Here is an 18,669-nt window from a genome sequence, read left to right as displayed (position 1 = left end):
TTACTTTTTTTGTTTACAACTTGTTTTTTAAAATCAAAACATTCATTTCGTTAGAGAAAAAATTTGGCTATTAAGATTATTAGCTAAAAATGTTTTTTTGTTTAAGTCATTTAAAAATTGAATACATTTCAGAAGTAAAGCCTTTTCAAGGTAATATTTAAACCAAAAAATCCCGTCTCTAAAAGAAACGGGATTTTTAATTTATAGTGTTAAAAAGTTTATTTCAACTTTTTCTTTACAGCTACTTCATGGAATGATTCAATGATGTCGCCTTCATAGATATCGTTGTAGTTTTTAATTTGCATACCACAATCGTATCCTTTTGCAACTTCTTTTGCATCATCTTTAAAACGCTTTAGGCTTTCTAACTCGCCTGTGTAAACAACTACACCCTCACGAATTAAACGTATTCCTGCATTTCTTATAATTTTTCCAGTTAATACCATACAACCTGCAATAGTACCTACTTTAGAAATTTTAAATGTTTCTCTAATTTCTGCAGTACCCGTAATCTCCTCTTTCATTTCTGGAGATAACATTCCTTCCATTGCATCTTTCAAGTCATTGATTGCCGCATATATAATTGAATACATACGGATGTCGATTTCTTCTTTATCTGCAATTTGACGAGCATTACCCATTGGGCGAACGTTAAATCCAATTATAATCGCATCTGACGCAGAAGCCAATAACACATCACTCTCAGTAATAGGCCCTACTGCTTTATGAATAATGTTTACTTGAATTTCCTCAGTAGATAGTTTTTGGAAACTATCTGTCAATGCCTCTACAGAACCATCAACATCTCCTTTGAGAATAATGTTTAATTCTTTAAAGTCACCAAGCGCAATACGACGTCCAATTTCATCAAGTGTAATATGACGTTGTGTTCTTACAGACTGCTCACGTTGTAACTGTGTACGACGACTTGCTATATCCTTAGCTTCTCGTTCATCTTCAAAAACACTAAACTTGTCACCAGCTTGTGGTGCCCCGTCTAATCCTAAAATAGATACCGGTATTGAAGGTCCAGCAGTTTTTACTTTTTTACCACGTTCATCCTGCATTGCTTTAACCTTACCACTGTGTTGTCCAGCTAAAACATAATCACCAACTTTTAAAGTACCGCCTTGTACAAGAATTGTAGATACATATCCACGACCTTTATCCAAGAAGGCTTCTACTACTGTTCCATTTGCGGCTTTATCTGGATTTGCTTTAAGCTCTAACAATTCGGCTTCTAATAAAACTTTCTCCAATAATTCTTTTACACCCTCACCTGTCTTAGCAGAGATATCGTGTGATTGAATTTTTCCACCCCAATCCTCTACTAAAAGATTCATTTGAGCTAATCCTTCTTTAATCTTTTCAGGATTTGCACTAGGTCTGTCAATTTTATTTATAGCAAATACGATAGGTACTCCCGCTGCTTGTGCGTGAGAAATAGCTTCTTTTGTTTGTGGCATAATGTCATCATCTGCCGCAACTACAATAATTGCTAAATCTGTTACTTGAGCACCACGTGCACGCATTGCTGTAAAGGCTTCGTGACCTGGCGTATCGAGAAATGCTATTTTTTGTCCATTTTCTAATTGTACTCCATATGCACCAATGTGTTGTGTAATACCACCACTTTCACCGGCGATAACATTTTCTTTACGAATGTAATCTAGTAATGATGTTTTACCGTGATCAACGTGACCCATTACAGTAACAATAGGCGCTCTTTCTTTTAAGTCTTCTGGAGCATCTTCAACTTCTTGAATTGACTCTTCAATATCAGCATTTACAAATTCTACTTCGTAACCAAATTCTTCAGCAACAATAGATATTGTTTCTGCATCAAGACGCTGGTTCATTGTAACCATCATTCCCAATGACATACATGCAGAAATAATTTTTGTTACTGGCAAGTCCATCATGGTAGCAACCTCACTTACAGTAACAAATTCAGTCACTTTAAGCAATTTGTTATCAATTTCTTGCTTTGCTAATTCTTCTTCCGTTTTTTGACGGTGAGTATCACGTTTTTCTCTCCTATATTTAGCACCTTTTCCTTTAGAAGACTTACCCTGAAGTTTTTCTAAAGTTTCACGTACTTGTTTTTGCACTTCTGCCTCAGTAGGTTCTTCTTTGGGCACATTAGACCTTTGAGAACCTCTGCGTGAACCTCCTCTATTATCTTTCCTATTTCCTCCTCCAGAATTAGCTCCAGATTTACCATTATCTTTACTGATACGACGACGACGTCCTTTTTTCTCTCCAGATGAAGCTGGTTTTTTCTTTTCTGGTTTTTTAAATTGAGTTAAATCAATTTTTTGACCTGTAAAGTTAGGACCGTTTAGCTTTTTATATTTTGTCTCAACTATACCTGTTCCTTCACCATCTGCTGCTTCAGCAGTATCTGGAGAACTCTTTTCTACTGGTTCTTCAACTTTCTTTTCAACCGTAGGCGCCACTGGTTTCACCTCAACCTTAGGAGTTTCTGTTTTCACAACAGGCTTTTCAACTTTTGGTGTTGTGGCTTTTGGCGTTTCTTTTTTAGTTGCTTCGACAACCTTTTCAACTTTTGGCGGCTCAGGTTTTTTAGCTTCTAATTTTTGAGGAGCTTCTTTTTGAGGAGCCTCTTTGGGCGCTTCAACAGGAGCAGGGTTCTGTTCTTTTTGAATAGGATTGCCTTTAGCATCAAGCTCTATTTTGCGCACTTGTTTTAAACCTGCAAGATTAGCCTCAGCTTTAATCACCTTAGAAGCCTCCGCTCTTTGATTTTCTTTTTCCTCAAGTTCACGCTCACGCTCGAGACGAAGTTCTTCCTTCTCTTTTCGTTTCTCTTCGCCAACTTCTTTTGACTCAACTTTTTTCTCTTTGTCCTTTGCAAATTCATCTGCAAGCACTTCGTATTCCGCACTACTAATTTTAGTAGTGGGCTTACGATCGATTTCGTGCCCCTTGGAACCCAAAAATTCCACAGCACGGTCAATAGAGATATTAAACTCTTTGAGTACTTTGTTAAGTCTTATTGATTTTACTTCAGCCATAAATATGCTTTCCTATTTCTATAATATCGTGAAAACTACGTTCAAAAATAACATTTTAGTCCTTAGTCTTCAAATTCTTCTTTTAATATACTGATTACTTCTTGAATAGTTTCCTCTTCAAGATCTGTACGAGAGACAAGATCCTTAAAGTCGTAATCTAAAACACTCTTTGCTGTGTCAAGCCCTATTTTCTTGAATTCATCAATTATCCATCCTTCAATCTCATCACTAAACTCAGTTAATTCTACATCTTCTTCAGCACCTTCTCGCAATACATCAATCTCATATCCAGTTAATTGACCTGCCAATCTAATATTATGACCTCCACGGCCAATTGCCTTACTTACTTCTTCTGGACGTAAGATAACCTCAGCTCTTTTTGTCTCTTCATTAATTTTCACAGAAGTAACTTTAGCCGGACTTAAAGCACGTGTGATAAAAAGAGTAAGATTTGTTGTGTAATTAATTACATCAATATTTTCATTTCCTAATTCTCTAACAATGCCATGTATTCTTGACCCTTTCATTCCAACACAAGCTCCTACAGGATCAATACGGTCATCATAACTATCAACAGCAACTTTAGCTTTTTCACCAGGGATTCGTACTACTTTTTTTACAGTGATTAAACCGTCAAAAACTTCAGGAATTTCAGATTCAAATAAACGTTCTAAGAACAATGGATTAGCACGAGACATAATAATTGACGGCTTGTTTCCTTTTAATTCTACGCTTTCAATAATTCCACGTACGTTATCTCCTTTTCTAAAAAAATCTGAAGGAATTTGTTTATCCTTTGGCATGATGATTTCGTTTCCATCATCATCTAACAATATAACCGCTCTGTGACGAATGTGATGAACTTCAGCAGTATACATATCACCCTCAAGCTCCTTAAATTGCTTATAGATAATAGTGTTATCATGCTCATAAATTTTTGAAATCAAATTTTGACGTAAAGCTAAAATAGAACGACGACCTAACTGGATTAACTTTACCTCTTCTGACACATCTTCGCCTACCTCAAAATCATCTTCAATCTTGCGTGCTTCAGACAATGAAATCTCTTCATTAGGATCCATTACATCACCATCAGCTACAACAACACGATTTCTCCAAATCTCTAAATCTCCTTTATCTGGGTTTACAATAATATCAAAGTTATCATCGCTACCATATTTTTTCTTTAAGGCGTTTCTAAAAACCTCCTCTAGTATCGCCATTAGCGTTACTCTGTCAATTTGTTTATCGTCTTTGAATTCAGAAAATGATTCAATTAACGCTAAATTTTCCATATCATTTTTAATTAAATGTTACCATCACTTTTGCTTCTACAATCTCGTTGTAAGGCAATTCTGCTTTTTTCTTCACAGTCACCTTTCCTTTACCTACAGGTTTTGGCTCACGTGCCTTCCACTCTAGCGTAATTTTTTCTTCGGAAACGTTAGTCAATTGACCCTCTATTGTTTCACCTTTCACTGTTTTGATTTTTAATGTTCTGTCTAAATTTTTCTTATACTGTCGTGGCATTGTCAAGGGCTCGGAAACCCCAGCACTCATGACCTCCAATGAAAAATCTTCCTCTTCTCTGTCAAGGTTGTGTTCTATTGCACGACTCACAGCAATACAATCTTCAACTCTCACTCCTTCATCTCCATCAAGCGTTACAACAATCCTATTATCGCTAATAATCTCTAAATCAATCAAAAACAATGACGGATTATCAGAAAGCGCTTCGTTCAATAATGTAGTTACCTTTTCTATCATCAAATACAGTTATAAAAAGAGGGGACGCTATGTCCCCTCTCTTTTACTAAATTAGGTGCAAATATAATACAAATTTCTGTTTAAAAAAAATGACTCGCCAACGGGGTTTTTTTTGTAACTTAGTAGTTACTAACACAATCCTTAATCCATTGCTTATGAAACGTATTTTAGTTCCTACTGATTTCTCAGAACAAGCTGAAAATGCTTTAAAAGTAGCTGCGGAAATTGCACTTAAAAATAACTGTGAAATTTATCTTGAACATTCGTTAGACATGCCCTCACAAATTCGTGGCATTCAAAATACTAGCGGAATGCCAGAGGCTTTATATTTTATAAAATTAGCAGAAAAAAACTTCGAAGAACTTCTAAAGAAAGAGTATTTATATCCTATTGAAGTTCACTCAGCTATTGGGCACGATGAAATTTATAATGACATTAACCAGACAGTAAAAGAAAAAGATATTGATCTTGTTGTAATGGGAAGTCATGGTGCTAGTGGTTTTAAAGAATTATTTATAGGTAGTAACACAGAAAAAGTGGTTAGAACATCAAAAGTGCCTGTGCTAGTTATTAAAAACGACCATGCTAAACTTGATATTAAAGACTTTGTGTTTGCAACAGATTTTGGAGAAGAGAGTCGTTGGAGCTTTAATGAAGGATTAAAATTTGCAAAAGTGGTAGGAGCAAAAATGCACCTACTATATGTTAATACCCCTGCAGGTTTTAAAACCACTGAAGAAGCAACTAAGCTAATGGAAAACTTTGTTCGAGGCATGGGTGCCGAAAATTATACGCTTAATATACATAATGCTTTTTCAGTTGAAAAAGGAATACTTCAATTTACAAAATTCAAAAATGCTCAATTGATTGGGATGAGCACCCACGGTAGAAAAGGTTTATCTCATTTTTTTAATGGTAGTATTAGTGAAGATCTTGTGAATCATGCAAATATGCCTGTCATTACATTTAAAATTCAATAAAAATGTTACTTAAGATTTCTGTTTTGCATATTTAAAACAAACCTATATTTAGTAATTTAAAAATAACCCAAGCCACTTCGCAATTCTTTTCTCTTAGAAGTGGCTATATTTATATATGAAACTATCAGTTACAACTATTTTAGTTTTTACTCTTACCTGCACTATTTTAATTAGTTGTGGAACCCCAACTAAAAAAAATAAAAATATTATTGGTCCAAAGACCACACAAAAAACCTCTCCAAAACCAAAACCCACTATTGAACCATCCAAGATAACCAAGCCTTCCATCCCTGATAATGCAGTAATTGGAAATTATAATGGCGATCTTGTCCCTTTTTATGCTAGGATAAATAAGATAGACACTAATAATGGTGTTACTCACATTTCGTTTCAGGATAATAGATTTCCGAAGTTATTAGTCCCCAAAACCTATGGAGGCACAATTTCTCCTCTTGTGCTTGAGGGATTTGACCGTGATTTACTTTTGTTAACCGCTAAATTAAAGGATGAAAATTTTAATAAATATTTTCTGTACGTTTTACGAAATAATCAATGGAAACCCGTAATGAATGGTTTTGCAATTCACAAAAGTAACAAGCCTGAAACATTACAAATTATAAGAGTAAATCCTGAAAAACCCAATGAACTTTTACGCTATTATTCTGTGTTTAATATCGACGAGAATAGCGAAACAGGTTACGCTTGGCTCTTACTTGAGGAGAGCGTTCCTAAAATGGCATGGTAAAAACCTATACCATTATTGTTCCTATAGTTTGTGTTTAGTAAGAAAAATCTCTAATTCAATTTTATTGAAACACTTTGTCTAATTATTTAACAAACAGTTGCTTAATGTAATTTTATTCTTTAGTTTTAATTAAGAATAACTCTCCTCTCTTACATATATTTAAAAATTATGTTGTGTACTCGTATAAATCATACGATACTCAAATGCATATGTTTTTCCTTATTGACATTTGTTAGCTTTTTACAAAATTCAACAATTGCTCAAGTTACTATAGCAAATCAGTACCCCACTACTGTTAGCCAGAAAGACACTGTTGTTGTGGAGGTATCAAAAAACAAAATAAGCGCTGAGGCTAATGAAATTATTGTTGCCAAGAAAAATCTTGAGCTTTTAAAACAAAAAATTGAAAGACTTAAAAAAGAACATGTGGAGGCTCTTGCTCTACTTGAAGCAAGCGCTAATGTAATTAACAGCAAAAGTAAAATAACTACCAAACAACCTGTTGTAAAGTACAAATTAGATCTTAAGAAAATATCAACCTCTGAAGCAGAAAGAGATTTAGTTAACGAACTTAATAAAATTGCAATGGAGGAAGGAGCTGAAAATGTGCAAACCAATTTAAAGAACACAACTACTCGTGTTGCTAATGAAAATATTGAACCTGTTAAAATTTCAGAAAAAAACAACTCATCAAATATTGTGATTCAAAAAGTGAGTCAAGCACAAGCAGAAAGAGATTTGTATGAAACTCTTAGAGATGTTGCTGAAGAAGAGGGAAATCAAAATGTGCAAACAAATTTAAAGGACACAACTACGCTTATTGCTAATGAAAATATTGAACCTGTTAAAATTTCAGAAAAAAACAACTCATCAAACATTGTTATTCAAAAAGTGAGTCAAGAACAAGCAGAAAGAGATTTGTATCAAACCCTTAGAGATGTTGCTGAAGAAGACGGGAATCAAAATGTGCAAACAAATTTAAAAACAACGAGTATTCCATTGGATAATACTTCAACCACTTTATCAAATAATAATGTAAATGCAATAAGCAATAACACATTACTTATTGAAGAGCGTATTGACAGTAGCAATGTTTTGCAAAAGAAAATTCATCGTGTAATTCTTAAATCTATAAGCCAAGAAGATGCAGATTTAGCGTTACAGAATAAAAAAGAACAGTTATCAAATAATTTAACAGCTTCGTTAAAAATAAATTCAAAAAGCACAATTAATGGTAGATTCAACGGTAATAATGATATGATTACCGCACAGATAAGCAGCATTGACACTGCTGAAGATAACACTACAATTGTTTCTTCAATGGTTAATTGTCCACCAATTATTATTCCTAAAACTCGCGGAGGCACTTTAACAACACTCACTTTTAATGGGTGCGATAGGGATTATTTACTTTTCAGCGCGCAGCTTAGAGACAAGGAGTTTGAAAAACATTATCTTTTTGTTCTTCGCGATAATGTGTGGAAACCTGTGATGAATGGTTTTGCAATTCACAAAAGCAATAAAAATAGTATTAGTAAAATTATTAGAATCAATCCAGAAAACTCAAACCAACTTATACGTAGCTATTCTGTATTTGATATTGACACTAATAGTGATACTGGCTTAACCTGGTTAGTTAGAGAAGAAAGTGTCACTAAAATGGCGTGGTAAAACTAATAGTTTAATTCCCATTAACACAATTACCTTAAGTCGATTAAGTCAATTGGTTTCCTACTCATCTTAGGTAAACGCAATAAATTTAAAGTTTTTTTATCGTGAAATTCAACCGTTGGCGTAACCCGCAACTTTGCCCTAAAATGATCTTTAACTTCTTGTAAAAATTCTTCACTCTCATTTGATGTTGCTATTTTTATGAGTATTTCATCCGTCTCAAACTCATTGTGAGAGATTTCAATTAAAAAACAGTCAATAGCTTCAAAATCATTGAGTACATTATACATTGCTGGAGGATACAATGTAGTTCCTTTATATTTTATCATTTGTTTTTTACGACCCACTACAGGACCAAGACGCATCGTATTTCTACCACAATTACAAGGGCTTGTGTGTGCTCGTACCATATCGCCTGTTTTAAAACGCAGTAGTGGCATTGCCTCAACTCCTAGTGTTGTTATAACTAATTCACCAACTTCTCCATCTTTTACCTGCTTGTCTTTATCGTTTAAAATTTCAGCTATAATAAGTTCGGGGTGATGATGTCCTCCTTTTCCTTCCCCACATTCATTAAATGCTGTACTCATCTCAGTACTAGCATACGTGGAATATAATTTAATATTCCATCCCTTTTTTATTTTTGAAGCTAAAGTGTTGTAGCCAAAGTTTTCATTACGAATAGGCTCTCCAATACAAATCGCCCCTTTTACGCTACTCTTAGCCAAATCAATCCCGTTGTTTGTGGCAAATTCTATCATTTTAAGTAAAAAAGAAGGTACACAAATAAGATATGTAGGGTTAAATTTTAAAATAGAATCCCATTGCAATTCAGGAATCCCACTACCCACTCTTATAATCCCTGCACCCAACTTGCGTGCGCCTAGAAAATAAGCCAAACCCGCCATAAACCTACGATCCATTGTAGTCATTAGTTGCATAACATCATCTTGTTTTACCTCAGCACAGGCAAAAGAAATTGCTTCATTATAAGCTAATCGTTGTAAATCTTTCTCTGAAAGTGCAAACGTTACTGGTTCTCCCAATGTACCACTAGTAGTGACATAATCAATTATTTTCCCTTTTGGAACACAAATAAAATCATCATTATTTTGTTGCAATTGATCCTTCGTCGTTAATGGTAATTGCTGTAAATCTTGAAGCGTTTTTACTTCGGAAATATTAATCTTATTACTCTTAAAGAGTTTTTTATAATATGTAGAATGCTCCCCAATGTACGCTAGCATCTTTTGCATTTCGGTTTCTTGAAGTGCTTTAATTTCTTGTGGTGATGCTGATTCTATTATTGGGGTCATTAGCTTTTTTAAATTTAATTCTTCTATTAACGTTTATAATTGGTTTTAATAGTATTCCATCTACACGCAATATTGCACTAATTATTTTAACTTCCTTAATGCTTTTTTTATATACCTCTCTAAGTTTTCAGCATCAGGCAACGTTGTAATCTCTTTTGTTTTTGAAATTTTAAATGCCTTTAAAGCTTCATCAAACCTTTTATACTCATAATAATACCTCCCTGCAAGGTAATGCGCTTTCCAGTATTCTGGGTTCTTCGATTGCAAATTATTCAGACTTTCTTCGGAAACTTCCACCTCATTATTAATAGCGTTTTCTATTGTTCTTTCAATAATGCGATATTCCTCATAGTTTTTATAAGATTCGGTTTTCAAAAAAGGATCTGCAGGAATAACGTTTTCTAAAATAGAAAGCGTTGTTTCCGCTGGATTATTTTCTCTATTATTAAACACTTTATTTAAATCATACGCTACAAATTCGCCCATTTGATATGGGTTTGCAGAAATCCAAACTTCTAAACTTTCAGGCTTAAAAACAATCCCATGATGTGCAAGCATTTGGTTTAATGCCTTCTCATTTCCGAAGCCTATTTTTTTATCACCCAGTCCTTTACGATTACGCAATAATGCTACGGCATCTTTAACAGTCATTTTTCCCTCATCTTCTTTCAAAATTTCCTGCATGCGGTCAAACCTGTATTTGCTGTGACTCTCCTCAATGCTTTTTGAGTTGCGTTTGTCGTCTTCATAAGTATCACTTTGAAAGTGATTGGAGCAAATTAATTGATTGCTATTTTCAACTTCGTAGATACCAAAGTTTTTAGGAGACACCTCAATCAATGCCGCCTTGCCATCTTTAGCACTCCCTATCAAAATGGTTTCGCTAACAAAAACTTCTCGCTTTTTAGCAATGGCAATTGCCTCTTCGATAGTTGTCGCATATTGCAAAATTTCCCTGCTCAAAATAGAAATAGGAGTCTTCGCTATCAACGGAATTTTAGACTTTGACGCGTTAATAGTTATTGTAAGTCCTGCAGTATTCATGCCGCTAGTCACTCCTGTAAAACCACCCCAAGTAACACTTACGTAGGGATTGCCACTATCTGGATTAATGAAGGCAATTATTTTTTGTTCTGCAAATTCATCACCTGCATAAAAGTCAAAGTTACGTGCAATTAGTAAGCTTCCATCTTCTGTTTTTTCATTCCAAGCGGCAAATGAAGAACAACCTACTAATGCTAAATCTTGCAACGCGTGCCCTATATCATGTGCACTGTGTAAATATAAAGATCGCAAATAAGGTGTCGCTAGCGAATTAAACTCATCTGATCCGTATTTTGACACTCCGTAGATTTCGGCTTTAAATTCGGGTTGGACATGTTTATAAATTTTTCGGTTATACCATTTTAAAAAACTGCGTAAAAAGCCTTGCCATGTTTTGTTAGGCACTAAATCGTTTACTTTGGTTAAAAACACACGTTCTTGGGTTTCAATAAGTTCTCTTGTGAGACTTCCCATAACGAGGCCTCTTTGATAAGGATCGCCTTCAACGTAGAGTTCCCAAAGGCCAAACTGATTTCTTGTTAGAAAATTATTTCCAGCGTGGTACGTAGTGTCGTTAATTTTTACTCTTTCGGGTATGTCATTATTATAGTTGCTTACATCTGGAATGTCCTTTAACGATTTTTGAACACCGCAGGAAGAAATAAGTAACAACATCAAATTTCCGAAGAGAAATAATGCGACTCTATTATGCATTGATTTTTGAATTTCGGTATTTTTTATTCACCTTTTTAACCATTTTTTGCTCTTTATAATTTACCCATTTTTGACCAAAACTTTTTCGCATTAAGTTTTCAAAATTGCGAAGAATAATAACATTGTAAAGAAGTGTTGCCAATGTACCTGGTTTTTTTACAAATGAGCGTAGTGTAATTGAAAAACCACCATCAAGATAATTGATGTAATGCCAATATGCACTGGGCATAAAGAGCGCATCACCATGTTCCATAAAAACTTCGGTAGCTTGTAAATTTTTGAGTGCTGGGTATTTTTCAAAATCTGGATTGTCCATGTCAATCGCTTCTAAGTTATGTACTGACCATGGCACACGGTATATATATTTACTTTGAGATGGGTCAAAAAGAAGTACTCGTTTATGACCGTGAAAGTGAAAATGCACCAAATTTGCAAGGTCCATATCATAATGCGCTAGTACATTTGAGCCTTTACCTCCAAAAAACATTACGGGTAATCTTTTAAAGAACTTCATGCCTATATCTGGATAATCAAAATCTTTTAACAGCTGTGGTAGATTGTCTAAAATATTGAAAAAGAACATTCGTAAATCTGTAGGCTGTGTTTTTAAAATTTCAAGATAATCGTACAGCTTCATTTTTTTTGCTATGGCAACAGATTTACCTTTACCTTCCGTTTTTTCATTATTGTATAAAGGTACTTCAATATCACCTGCAAGAGATTGCATATAATTAATATCCCATTTTTTATATGCTGGCCAGTCTTTTGTCCAACCTCCTTTAATAAGAACAGGACGTTGAGTTTTTAAGTAATGTTCAACAAAATCCTCTTTTGAAAGATTATCAACTGTAGTGATGGGTATTGTTTTTATTGCGTTCATAATTAAACGTTTAATTGGCCAATTCCTTTTGATATTCTTTATTTACTTTATCAACTATATAATCAAGACCTAATATTGCTGAGCACGTTAACATACCACTAATAGTAACGCCAAGTATGCCATGCATATTTAAACTCGCACCCGTAAAATATAGATTTTTAATTTTTGTCCGTGGTGATATCATGGATTGCATAGTATTATTGACATCTTTTTCATAACCATACATGGCTCCCTCATTACAGCCTATGTAGTCGCGGTATGAAAGTGGTGTAGATGAATAGACAGATTGAATACAGTCTCTAATATTTGGAAATTTTTTTTCTACCTCAGCAATTAATTTTTCTTCTTTTTCTTTTTTAAACGCTTCATAAGTTTGTCCACGTTCGTTTTTATCTGCCGCGGTATTAAAAGTATCCTCCCATTGACGTACATCATCATAATGCATATAGGTCATCACAGTTATAGTATCACCGTACTCATTTGCATTTTTTCGAATTCCCATTGATACCATATATGATTCTGGCCAACTTTCTTCACTATAATTGTGGACATCCCATACAGCATTACTGTCTTTATAATGATAGTAATTATGGTTTCTATATTTAAACGTATTTGGTTTTAAAACAATGTACAAACTAAATGCCGCTACAGTACTTTTTATCTCTTCAATACGCTTTACATAACTTTTACGAAGATGCTCCTCTCCTATCATTTTAATAGTGAGTTTAGGCTCAATATTTGAAATAAATATATCTCCGTGAATCGTTTTTCCGTTAGCAATTTTGACGGCAGCAACTTCCTTATTTTCCATTAAAAAATCAACAACTTCATGGCGTTTATATGCTGCCCCTCCATTTTCTTTAAGTCTTCGTAAAAGCGCTTTTGTGATTTGACTACCACCATTTAAACAACGGTAAGAGCTTTCAATATAAGAATTAACAGAAAGTGCATGTACAAAAAATGGTGTTTTGTCTCCGGCTCCTGCATATAATAAATTGCTTCCTGCAAGAACAGCTTGCAGTTTTTGATTAGAAGTTAACGAGGCAATAAAATCTTTAGCATTTAAGTTAAACATCCCCGTAACATTGTAATTAGGCGACCCAGCTTTTACATTATACAAAGGAAAACTGTCACACATTTGTTTTAACTTCTCACAATAAGAACGAATAGCGCCTTCCTCCTCTGGAAAATCTTTGACTAAAACACGAATAAAATTTTCATAACCCTGAGCATGTGGGTACGATTTTTCATCGTCACCAAAAGAAATTATATCAAACCCATCATCATCAAGCCGCAACCACTCTACATCATCCATAATATCTAAATAAGAAAAATATTTGTGTAAATTTTGTCCCTCATCTAGCCCTCCTAAATAATGAACTCCAGTATCAAAAATAGTTTTATCCCGTGAAAAGGTTTGAAGATTCCCACCAAATTGGTTATTCTTTTCTAAAACACAAACGCTCTTCCCCTCCTTGGCAAGTGTAATTCCTGCAACAAGACCTCCCATGCCACTTCCTACAATAACAACGTCGTATTTTTCTGTCATTCTATTGCTCAATTTTTTTAAATATACTAAGATTTGTCGCTGTACGCAAGATTTCAAATCCTTCCAAAATAAGAAATGCTTCGGAAATTTGCTGCGGCGAATCTATGAGTACTACCCATTGTAATGTTTGTTTTTGAAATGCTAAAAATTCAGATTCCGAAAAACCATCTGAATTAATTATCAGCACATCATTATCTAAGTTTAAAATTTCCGAAGTCTTTATAACAAAATTTAATTTTAAATCTGAAAGTGTCAAATAACTTTGCCTTAAAATTTTAAGCGTCTTAGAATTTTCAATCCTAGTTGTAATTTTTCGGTTGGCACTATCTAAAGCTAATAAGAAGTCTAATTGCCCACTTGAATTTGAAATATGTGTAATCGTACTATTTTTAGGTAGAGTAGCTGCAATAGTTTTGTAGCTCAAACCATTTGCCCTCAAGTCCATTTTCACTTTACTATGCAACGAGCTACCCTTATAGCGATACTCTTCTAAAATAAGTTTGTGAAAGTAATTTGCGTTCTCAACGTCATCTCTCAACAATTGAAATTCATCTCTAAAATGAGCTCCTATTTGCTTTGCTTTTTCGCTGTACGTAGGACCAAATTCTGTATCATCTTTTGGGATTCTTTTTAAGATTTTCACAGTTATGCTTCCATCTTTAATGATAAAACTATTCTTGGGAAGTACTTCACTGTTTCCGTGAATAATAACTGGAATAATATCTAACCCCAATTTTTCAGCTAAGAAAAATGAGCCTTTGTGAAATCGTTTTACTTTATTCGTTGTTGAACGGGTACCCTCTGGAAAAGCGATTAACGAATAGCCTTGTGCTACTTTTGTTTGTAAATGAGCCACAGCTTCATCTATGCCTTTTGACACAGGATAAAAACCAGCAAGCTTAACTACTCTTCCAAATACAGGCGAATTATACACCCAGTCATTTACCAGAAAAATAAGCTTAGGCGTCAACATTCCCACGGCTAGGATGTCTAAGAACGACGTGTGATTTGCAATTAAAAATGCGGGTTTTTTGAAATCTTCATTGTGTGTGTTCAAGACATTTTTCTTTACAAATGGGTTTGTGTATAATACACTTTTCATCAACTTTGAAATGCCATTATGAAAAACACCCATCTTTTTTTTCTTCGAAACGGGCAAAATTTTCAGTAATGGACTCACTAAAGAAAAAAGCAAGCCGCCAATTCCAAAATATAAAAAAGATCCAACCGAATGTACTAAATAACGTAACGTAATAGGGCGTTTTCTTTTACTTCCTATAAACAACACAAATAATAATGGCTGTAAGGTAAATGCAAGCAACATTGCAGAAAATATTCCAATAATGGAAACGATTGATATAGTATATAACGCAGGATGCTTAGCAAAAATTAAAACACCAATACCCAAAATAGTGGTTAATACCGAAAGTAAAATAGACGTTTTATGCGTTCCCAATGTGGGCTGCCCCGTCTTTAATTCTTGCAACAATCCATTTGTTATAAAAATAGAATAATCAATACCTAAACCAAAAATGAATGTAGAAATAATGATATTAAATATATTAAATTCTATTCCTAGAATTCCCATTACCCCTACCGTGATCCCCCATGTTAAAAATACTGGCAGCATTGTAACAATTGTGAGAGAAAAACTCCTATAATAGAGTAGCAACAACAATAGCACAACTGCCATTGAATACCAGATGAGTTTGTTGAAATCATCTCGCAATGACCCCAACAATGATTCATTCATTTGTTTGCGGTCAATTATTAATATACTGTCGCTATCAGCAAATGCAGCTTTCACTTCATAGGCATATTCGTCCTCTAATTTCACAACCGAAGTAACTGTAGTAATATCAAGTTCCTCAGAAATGAAATCTTCAATTGTAATACTCGAAAGCGCCCCATATTCAGCTATCGAAAGCGTTTTAAAATCTCTTTGCAGCAAACCATAAAACCCATCAAAGGACGACGGCTTAAAACCTAATTCGTTTCCGCTGGAAATCATATTTTGTTTCAAGTTTGATATTTTCTCAGACGTCCAAAAGAGGTTCCATTTTTTGATGTTTTTCGCTTGGCTTTCTTTTGATTGTACCAATGCCCCAAGGTTGCTAAAGCTCATTATTTTATGTTGGGACTCTAGATTTTTCAGTCCATTAAATAGACTGTCATTTGCTTTTAAAGCTGCTTCGGTAGTATTTCCATAGGCTACAGCATAAACCGATTTTGACTCTAGATTTGTTAATGCATCTAGATTCCTTTTGGCTTTTAAAATTTCCGAAGGCTCATAATTAAGCGTGGCGAGGTCATTGTTGAAGGTGACTTTATTGTAGGTAAAAGCGCTCATTATAAGCAAACCCGTAATTCCAGTAATAAGCCATTTGTTATGGTGAAATTTATAATTGGCAATATTATCAATACTCGTTTTTTTAGCGATGGCTTTAGTTTTCACTTTATATACTTGTGGAATAAATAATAAAGCAAAAATTGCTGCTCCTATTACACTTACCGCTGCGAAAATACCCAAATCCTGCAAGGCTTGTGAGTCTAATAACAAGAGACACAAAAATGCAAGTGCCGTTGTCAATGAGCTTATTAAAATAGGCTTTGCAATTTCTTTATATAGACTTTCTACACCTTCATTGTTACGAATATGAGTCAAAATATGTAATGAATAATCTAATGTCACCCCCAATAAAACGGAGCCAATTCCCAACGAAATTGCAGATATTTCTGTACGAATTAAATACAATAGTGACACAGCTAAAAGAGCTCCTAAAATAGTGGGTGTAAAAAGAATAAACGGGATGATTAATTTTTTATAAAAGAGAATAAAAATGACCATTAAAATAGTTATCGCAATCCCAATGGTAAATTGAATATCATGCTTTATTTGTTTGGCGTTTGCCACTGCAATTAGTGCTGCGCCAAAGTATTCACTGGAGGCTTCATCATAAAAAGAAGCGTTGAGATCATTTTGTAATTCATACAATTTGTCTGAAAACTCTTCATTCTTAGCTGCATCATCTGCCAGATATTGGGGTGTTATAAATAGCAATAAATTTTGTTCGTCTTTACTTATGACAAATCCATTTTTCAATTTAAAATCATCTCCCACGCCAAGCTTTTGTAATTTTTTTAAACCTGTATATGACAATCCTAACGGGTCCTTTAAAATTACTTTTCGTGCTATTATGCCGGAAGGAGATACGAGCGTTCGGTAGTTAGACTGGATGATTGCTTGGATACTATCTGGCATTAACCTACTTTCTAGATTTTTATAATCTTCGTTGTTTAAAAATTGGGGTAGGTTATTATAAACAAAATCTAAGGTAGTGTCTATGCCTTGGTCATTTACTTGTCCTTGAATGTCCTTTACAAAGTCGCCAAGATTGGCATTAAGACTGTCTAAAAACGAAGTGGCATATTGGGTAAGGTCGCTGGTGTTTCCTTCCGCTTTGCGAGAAATATTAACTATGATTTTATCTGTAAAATTAACACTCTTTAAAATCTTTTGAATGTTGCGGGTCTCTTCGGTTGCTGGGAGTATCTTGGTAATATCTTCTTCAAATTTGATTTTCGAAGCGAGAAAAATGAGTAAGAAAATACAACCTGCAGCAATGAAAATTGCAGGTAGTTTATTTTTTTTGATAAGGGTAAAAGTTTTGAACCACCAATTATCCATTTATACAACATTTACTTTTTTTCTATCAACAAGAGAGAATGCAATATACCCTACAAAACCTAATGCTAATGCAGCCAAGATAGCTAAAGTAAAGCTACCAATTATATAAGACTTAAGATGTTTTATTATCTCAAAATTTTCATTGATTAAATCCATAGAAACCTCAAATTCTGATCCCGTGACCCAACTACCTACTTGCACACTTGCTAAAAGCACAAAAGGAATAAACGGTGGTAAACTAACATTTGAAAATGTAAAAGCAATTACTTTATTTAAATTAAGGGCTACTGCTAAAAAAATAACTAGTAACGTATGAAATCCCCAAAGTGGAGAAATACCTATAAAAACCCCTAATGCTATGGATTGTGCCTTTTTCATTGGTGAGTCATTAACACCAAAAAGGTCTTCAGCTAAAAACTTTCTAAAACCTTTTTTTTTAAAGCTTCGAATAAAATCTCTTGGTTTTATATAAAACAAAGTAACAATTACAAACCACGTATTTAATATACTAATACGCGTAAAATCTTTGAAAGGTCTAAAGTGAGAAACACGCTCACTTTCATCATATAAAACTTTTACAGGAACATTCATTACATTCACCCCACGCCAAGCTGATTTTACAATGACTTCAATTTCAAATTCAAATTTCTTAGTAAAAAATGTGATATCCTTTATTATGTTTAAGGGATATAAACGGTACCCAGATTGGGTGTCTTGCAATTTAATTCCTGTCTCAAACCAGAACCAAAAATTAGAAAATTTATTCCCAAAACTACTTTTCTTTGGCACACCCTCTTGTGTCATATTCCTTGCACCAATTAACAGTAAATTTTTGTCCTCAGAAGTTTTAAGCATGTCTATAAATACTGCAATATCTTCTGGAAAATGCTGCCCATCACTATCGATTGTTATGGCATAATCAAAATTCGACTCAACAGCTCTTTTAAAACCTTCGCGCAATGCATTTCCTTTCCCTTGATTTATGGGAAGGTGTATTTGGACTAAAGATTTGTAGTTGTTTAAAATTTCAGCAGTCCCATCGGTTGCGCCATCATTAACGATGATAATGTTTGATGTGATGTTTAAAACGCCGTCGATGACACGAGCAAGCGTTTTTTCATTATTGTAAGTGGGTATAATGACGCAACAGCGCAGGGCTTCCATTTTTTTAGTAATGGTTTGTGTCATTATTAATTGTGAATTGTAGTGTTTGGCAAAAATAGCATTTTACTACACAAAGGTGCACTTTTAAAGGTTTTTGTGGAGGCAATAAAGAT

General features: G+C 34.2%; 12 protein-coding genes. 3 read left to right on the top strand and 9 right to left on the bottom strand.

Going from position 1 to position 18,669, the window contains the following annotated elements:
• Positions 1-218: 218 nt before the first annotated feature.
• The 3 genes from infB to rimP all read right to left on the bottom strand — a co-directional run bounded on the left by infB (position 219) and on the right by rimP (position 4,808).
• The gene (infB, locus tag GB234_RS03785; RefSeq protein WP_151893182.1) at positions 219-3,038 is read right to left on the bottom strand and encodes a translation initiation factor IF-2; all 2,820 of its coding nucleotides are present in this window, start codon (positions 3,036-3,038) and stop codon (positions 219-221) included.
• A gap of 62 nt (positions 3,039-3,100) precedes the next feature.
• Positions 3,101-4,333 carry a transcription termination factor NusA gene (gene nusA, locus GB234_RS03780; protein ID WP_151893181.1) on the bottom strand — a complete coding sequence of 411 codons (1,233 nt, stop codon included), beginning with the start codon at positions 4,331-4,333 and terminating at the stop codon, positions 3,101-3,103.
• Positions 4,334-4,340: 7 nt separating this feature from the next.
• Positions 4,341-4,808: a ribosome assembly cofactor RimP gene (gene rimP, locus GB234_RS03775; RefSeq protein ID WP_371863330.1), complete on the bottom strand. Its 468-nt coding sequence runs from the start codon at positions 4,806-4,808 to the stop codon at positions 4,341-4,343.
• Between the two features lie 152 nt (positions 4,809-4,960).
• Here rimP and GB234_RS03770 point away from each other — a divergent pair, with 152 nt between their 5' ends.
• The 3 genes from GB234_RS03770 to GB234_RS03760 all read left to right on the top strand — a co-directional run bounded on the left by GB234_RS03770 (position 4,961) and on the right by GB234_RS03760 (position 8,201).
• Complete coding sequence (locus GB234_RS03770; protein ID WP_151893179.1) at positions 4,961-5,785, top strand: universal stress protein; 825 nt, start codon at positions 4,961-4,963, stop codon at positions 5,783-5,785.
• 115 nt (positions 5,786-5,900) lie between these two features.
• Positions 5,901-6,530 carry a hypothetical protein gene (locus GB234_RS03765; RefSeq protein ID WP_151893178.1) on the top strand — a complete coding sequence of 210 codons (630 nt, stop codon included), beginning with the start codon at positions 5,901-5,903 and terminating at the stop codon, positions 6,528-6,530.
• A gap of 222 nt (positions 6,531-6,752) precedes the next feature.
• Complete coding sequence (locus GB234_RS03760) at positions 6,753-8,201, top strand: hypothetical protein (protein ID WP_151893177.1); 1,449 nt, start codon at positions 6,753-6,755, stop codon at positions 8,199-8,201.
• A 29-nt stretch (positions 8,202-8,230) separates the two neighbouring features.
• On the opposite strand, the gene flxY is transcribed toward GB234_RS03760, so the two are convergent.
• From flxY to GB234_RS03730, 6 genes are all read right to left on the bottom strand, one after another.
• On the bottom strand, positions 8,231-9,517 hold the full coding sequence (gene flxY, locus GB234_RS03755; protein WP_151893176.1) for a flexirubin biosynthesis putative acyl-CoA ligase FlxY: 1,287 nt from the start codon (positions 9,515-9,517) through the stop codon (positions 8,231-8,233).
• 81 nt (positions 9,518-9,598) lie between these two features.
• On the bottom strand, positions 9,599-11,275 hold the full coding sequence (locus tag GB234_RS03750; protein WP_151893175.1) for a C45 family peptidase: 1,677 nt from the start codon (positions 11,273-11,275) through the stop codon (positions 9,599-9,601).
• Positions 11,268-12,155: a cupin-like domain-containing protein gene (locus GB234_RS03745; RefSeq protein WP_151893174.1), complete on the bottom strand. Its 888-nt coding sequence runs from the start codon at positions 12,153-12,155 to the stop codon at positions 11,268-11,270. The genes GB234_RS03750 and GB234_RS03745 overlap by 8 nt, the downstream gene beginning before the upstream one ends.
• Positions 12,156-12,165: 10 nt before the next feature.
• A complete protein-coding gene (locus GB234_RS03740) occupies positions 12,166-13,704 on the bottom strand; it encodes a phytoene desaturase family protein (protein WP_151893173.1) in 1,539 nt (512 codons plus the stop codon).
• Position 13,705: 1 nt separating this feature from the next.
• A complete protein-coding gene (locus GB234_RS03735) occupies positions 13,706-17,392 on the bottom strand; it encodes an MMPL family transporter (RefSeq protein WP_151893172.1) in 3,687 nt (1,228 codons plus the stop codon).
• A complete protein-coding gene (locus GB234_RS03730) occupies positions 17,393-18,556 on the bottom strand; it encodes a DUF2062 domain-containing protein (protein WP_235906044.1) in 1,164 nt (387 codons plus the stop codon). It lies immediately after the preceding gene.
• Positions 18,557-18,669: the final 113 nt, after the last annotated feature.

Origin of the sequence: Patiriisocius marinistellae (genome assembly GCF_009014635.1) — a bacterium.
Lineage (GTDB): Bacteria > Bacteroidota > Bacteroidia > Flavobacteriales > Flavobacteriaceae > Patiriisocius > Patiriisocius marinistellae.
The sequence above is the reverse complement of the archived record's forward strand: the minus strand, read 5'-3'. Positions and strand labels throughout refer to the sequence as shown.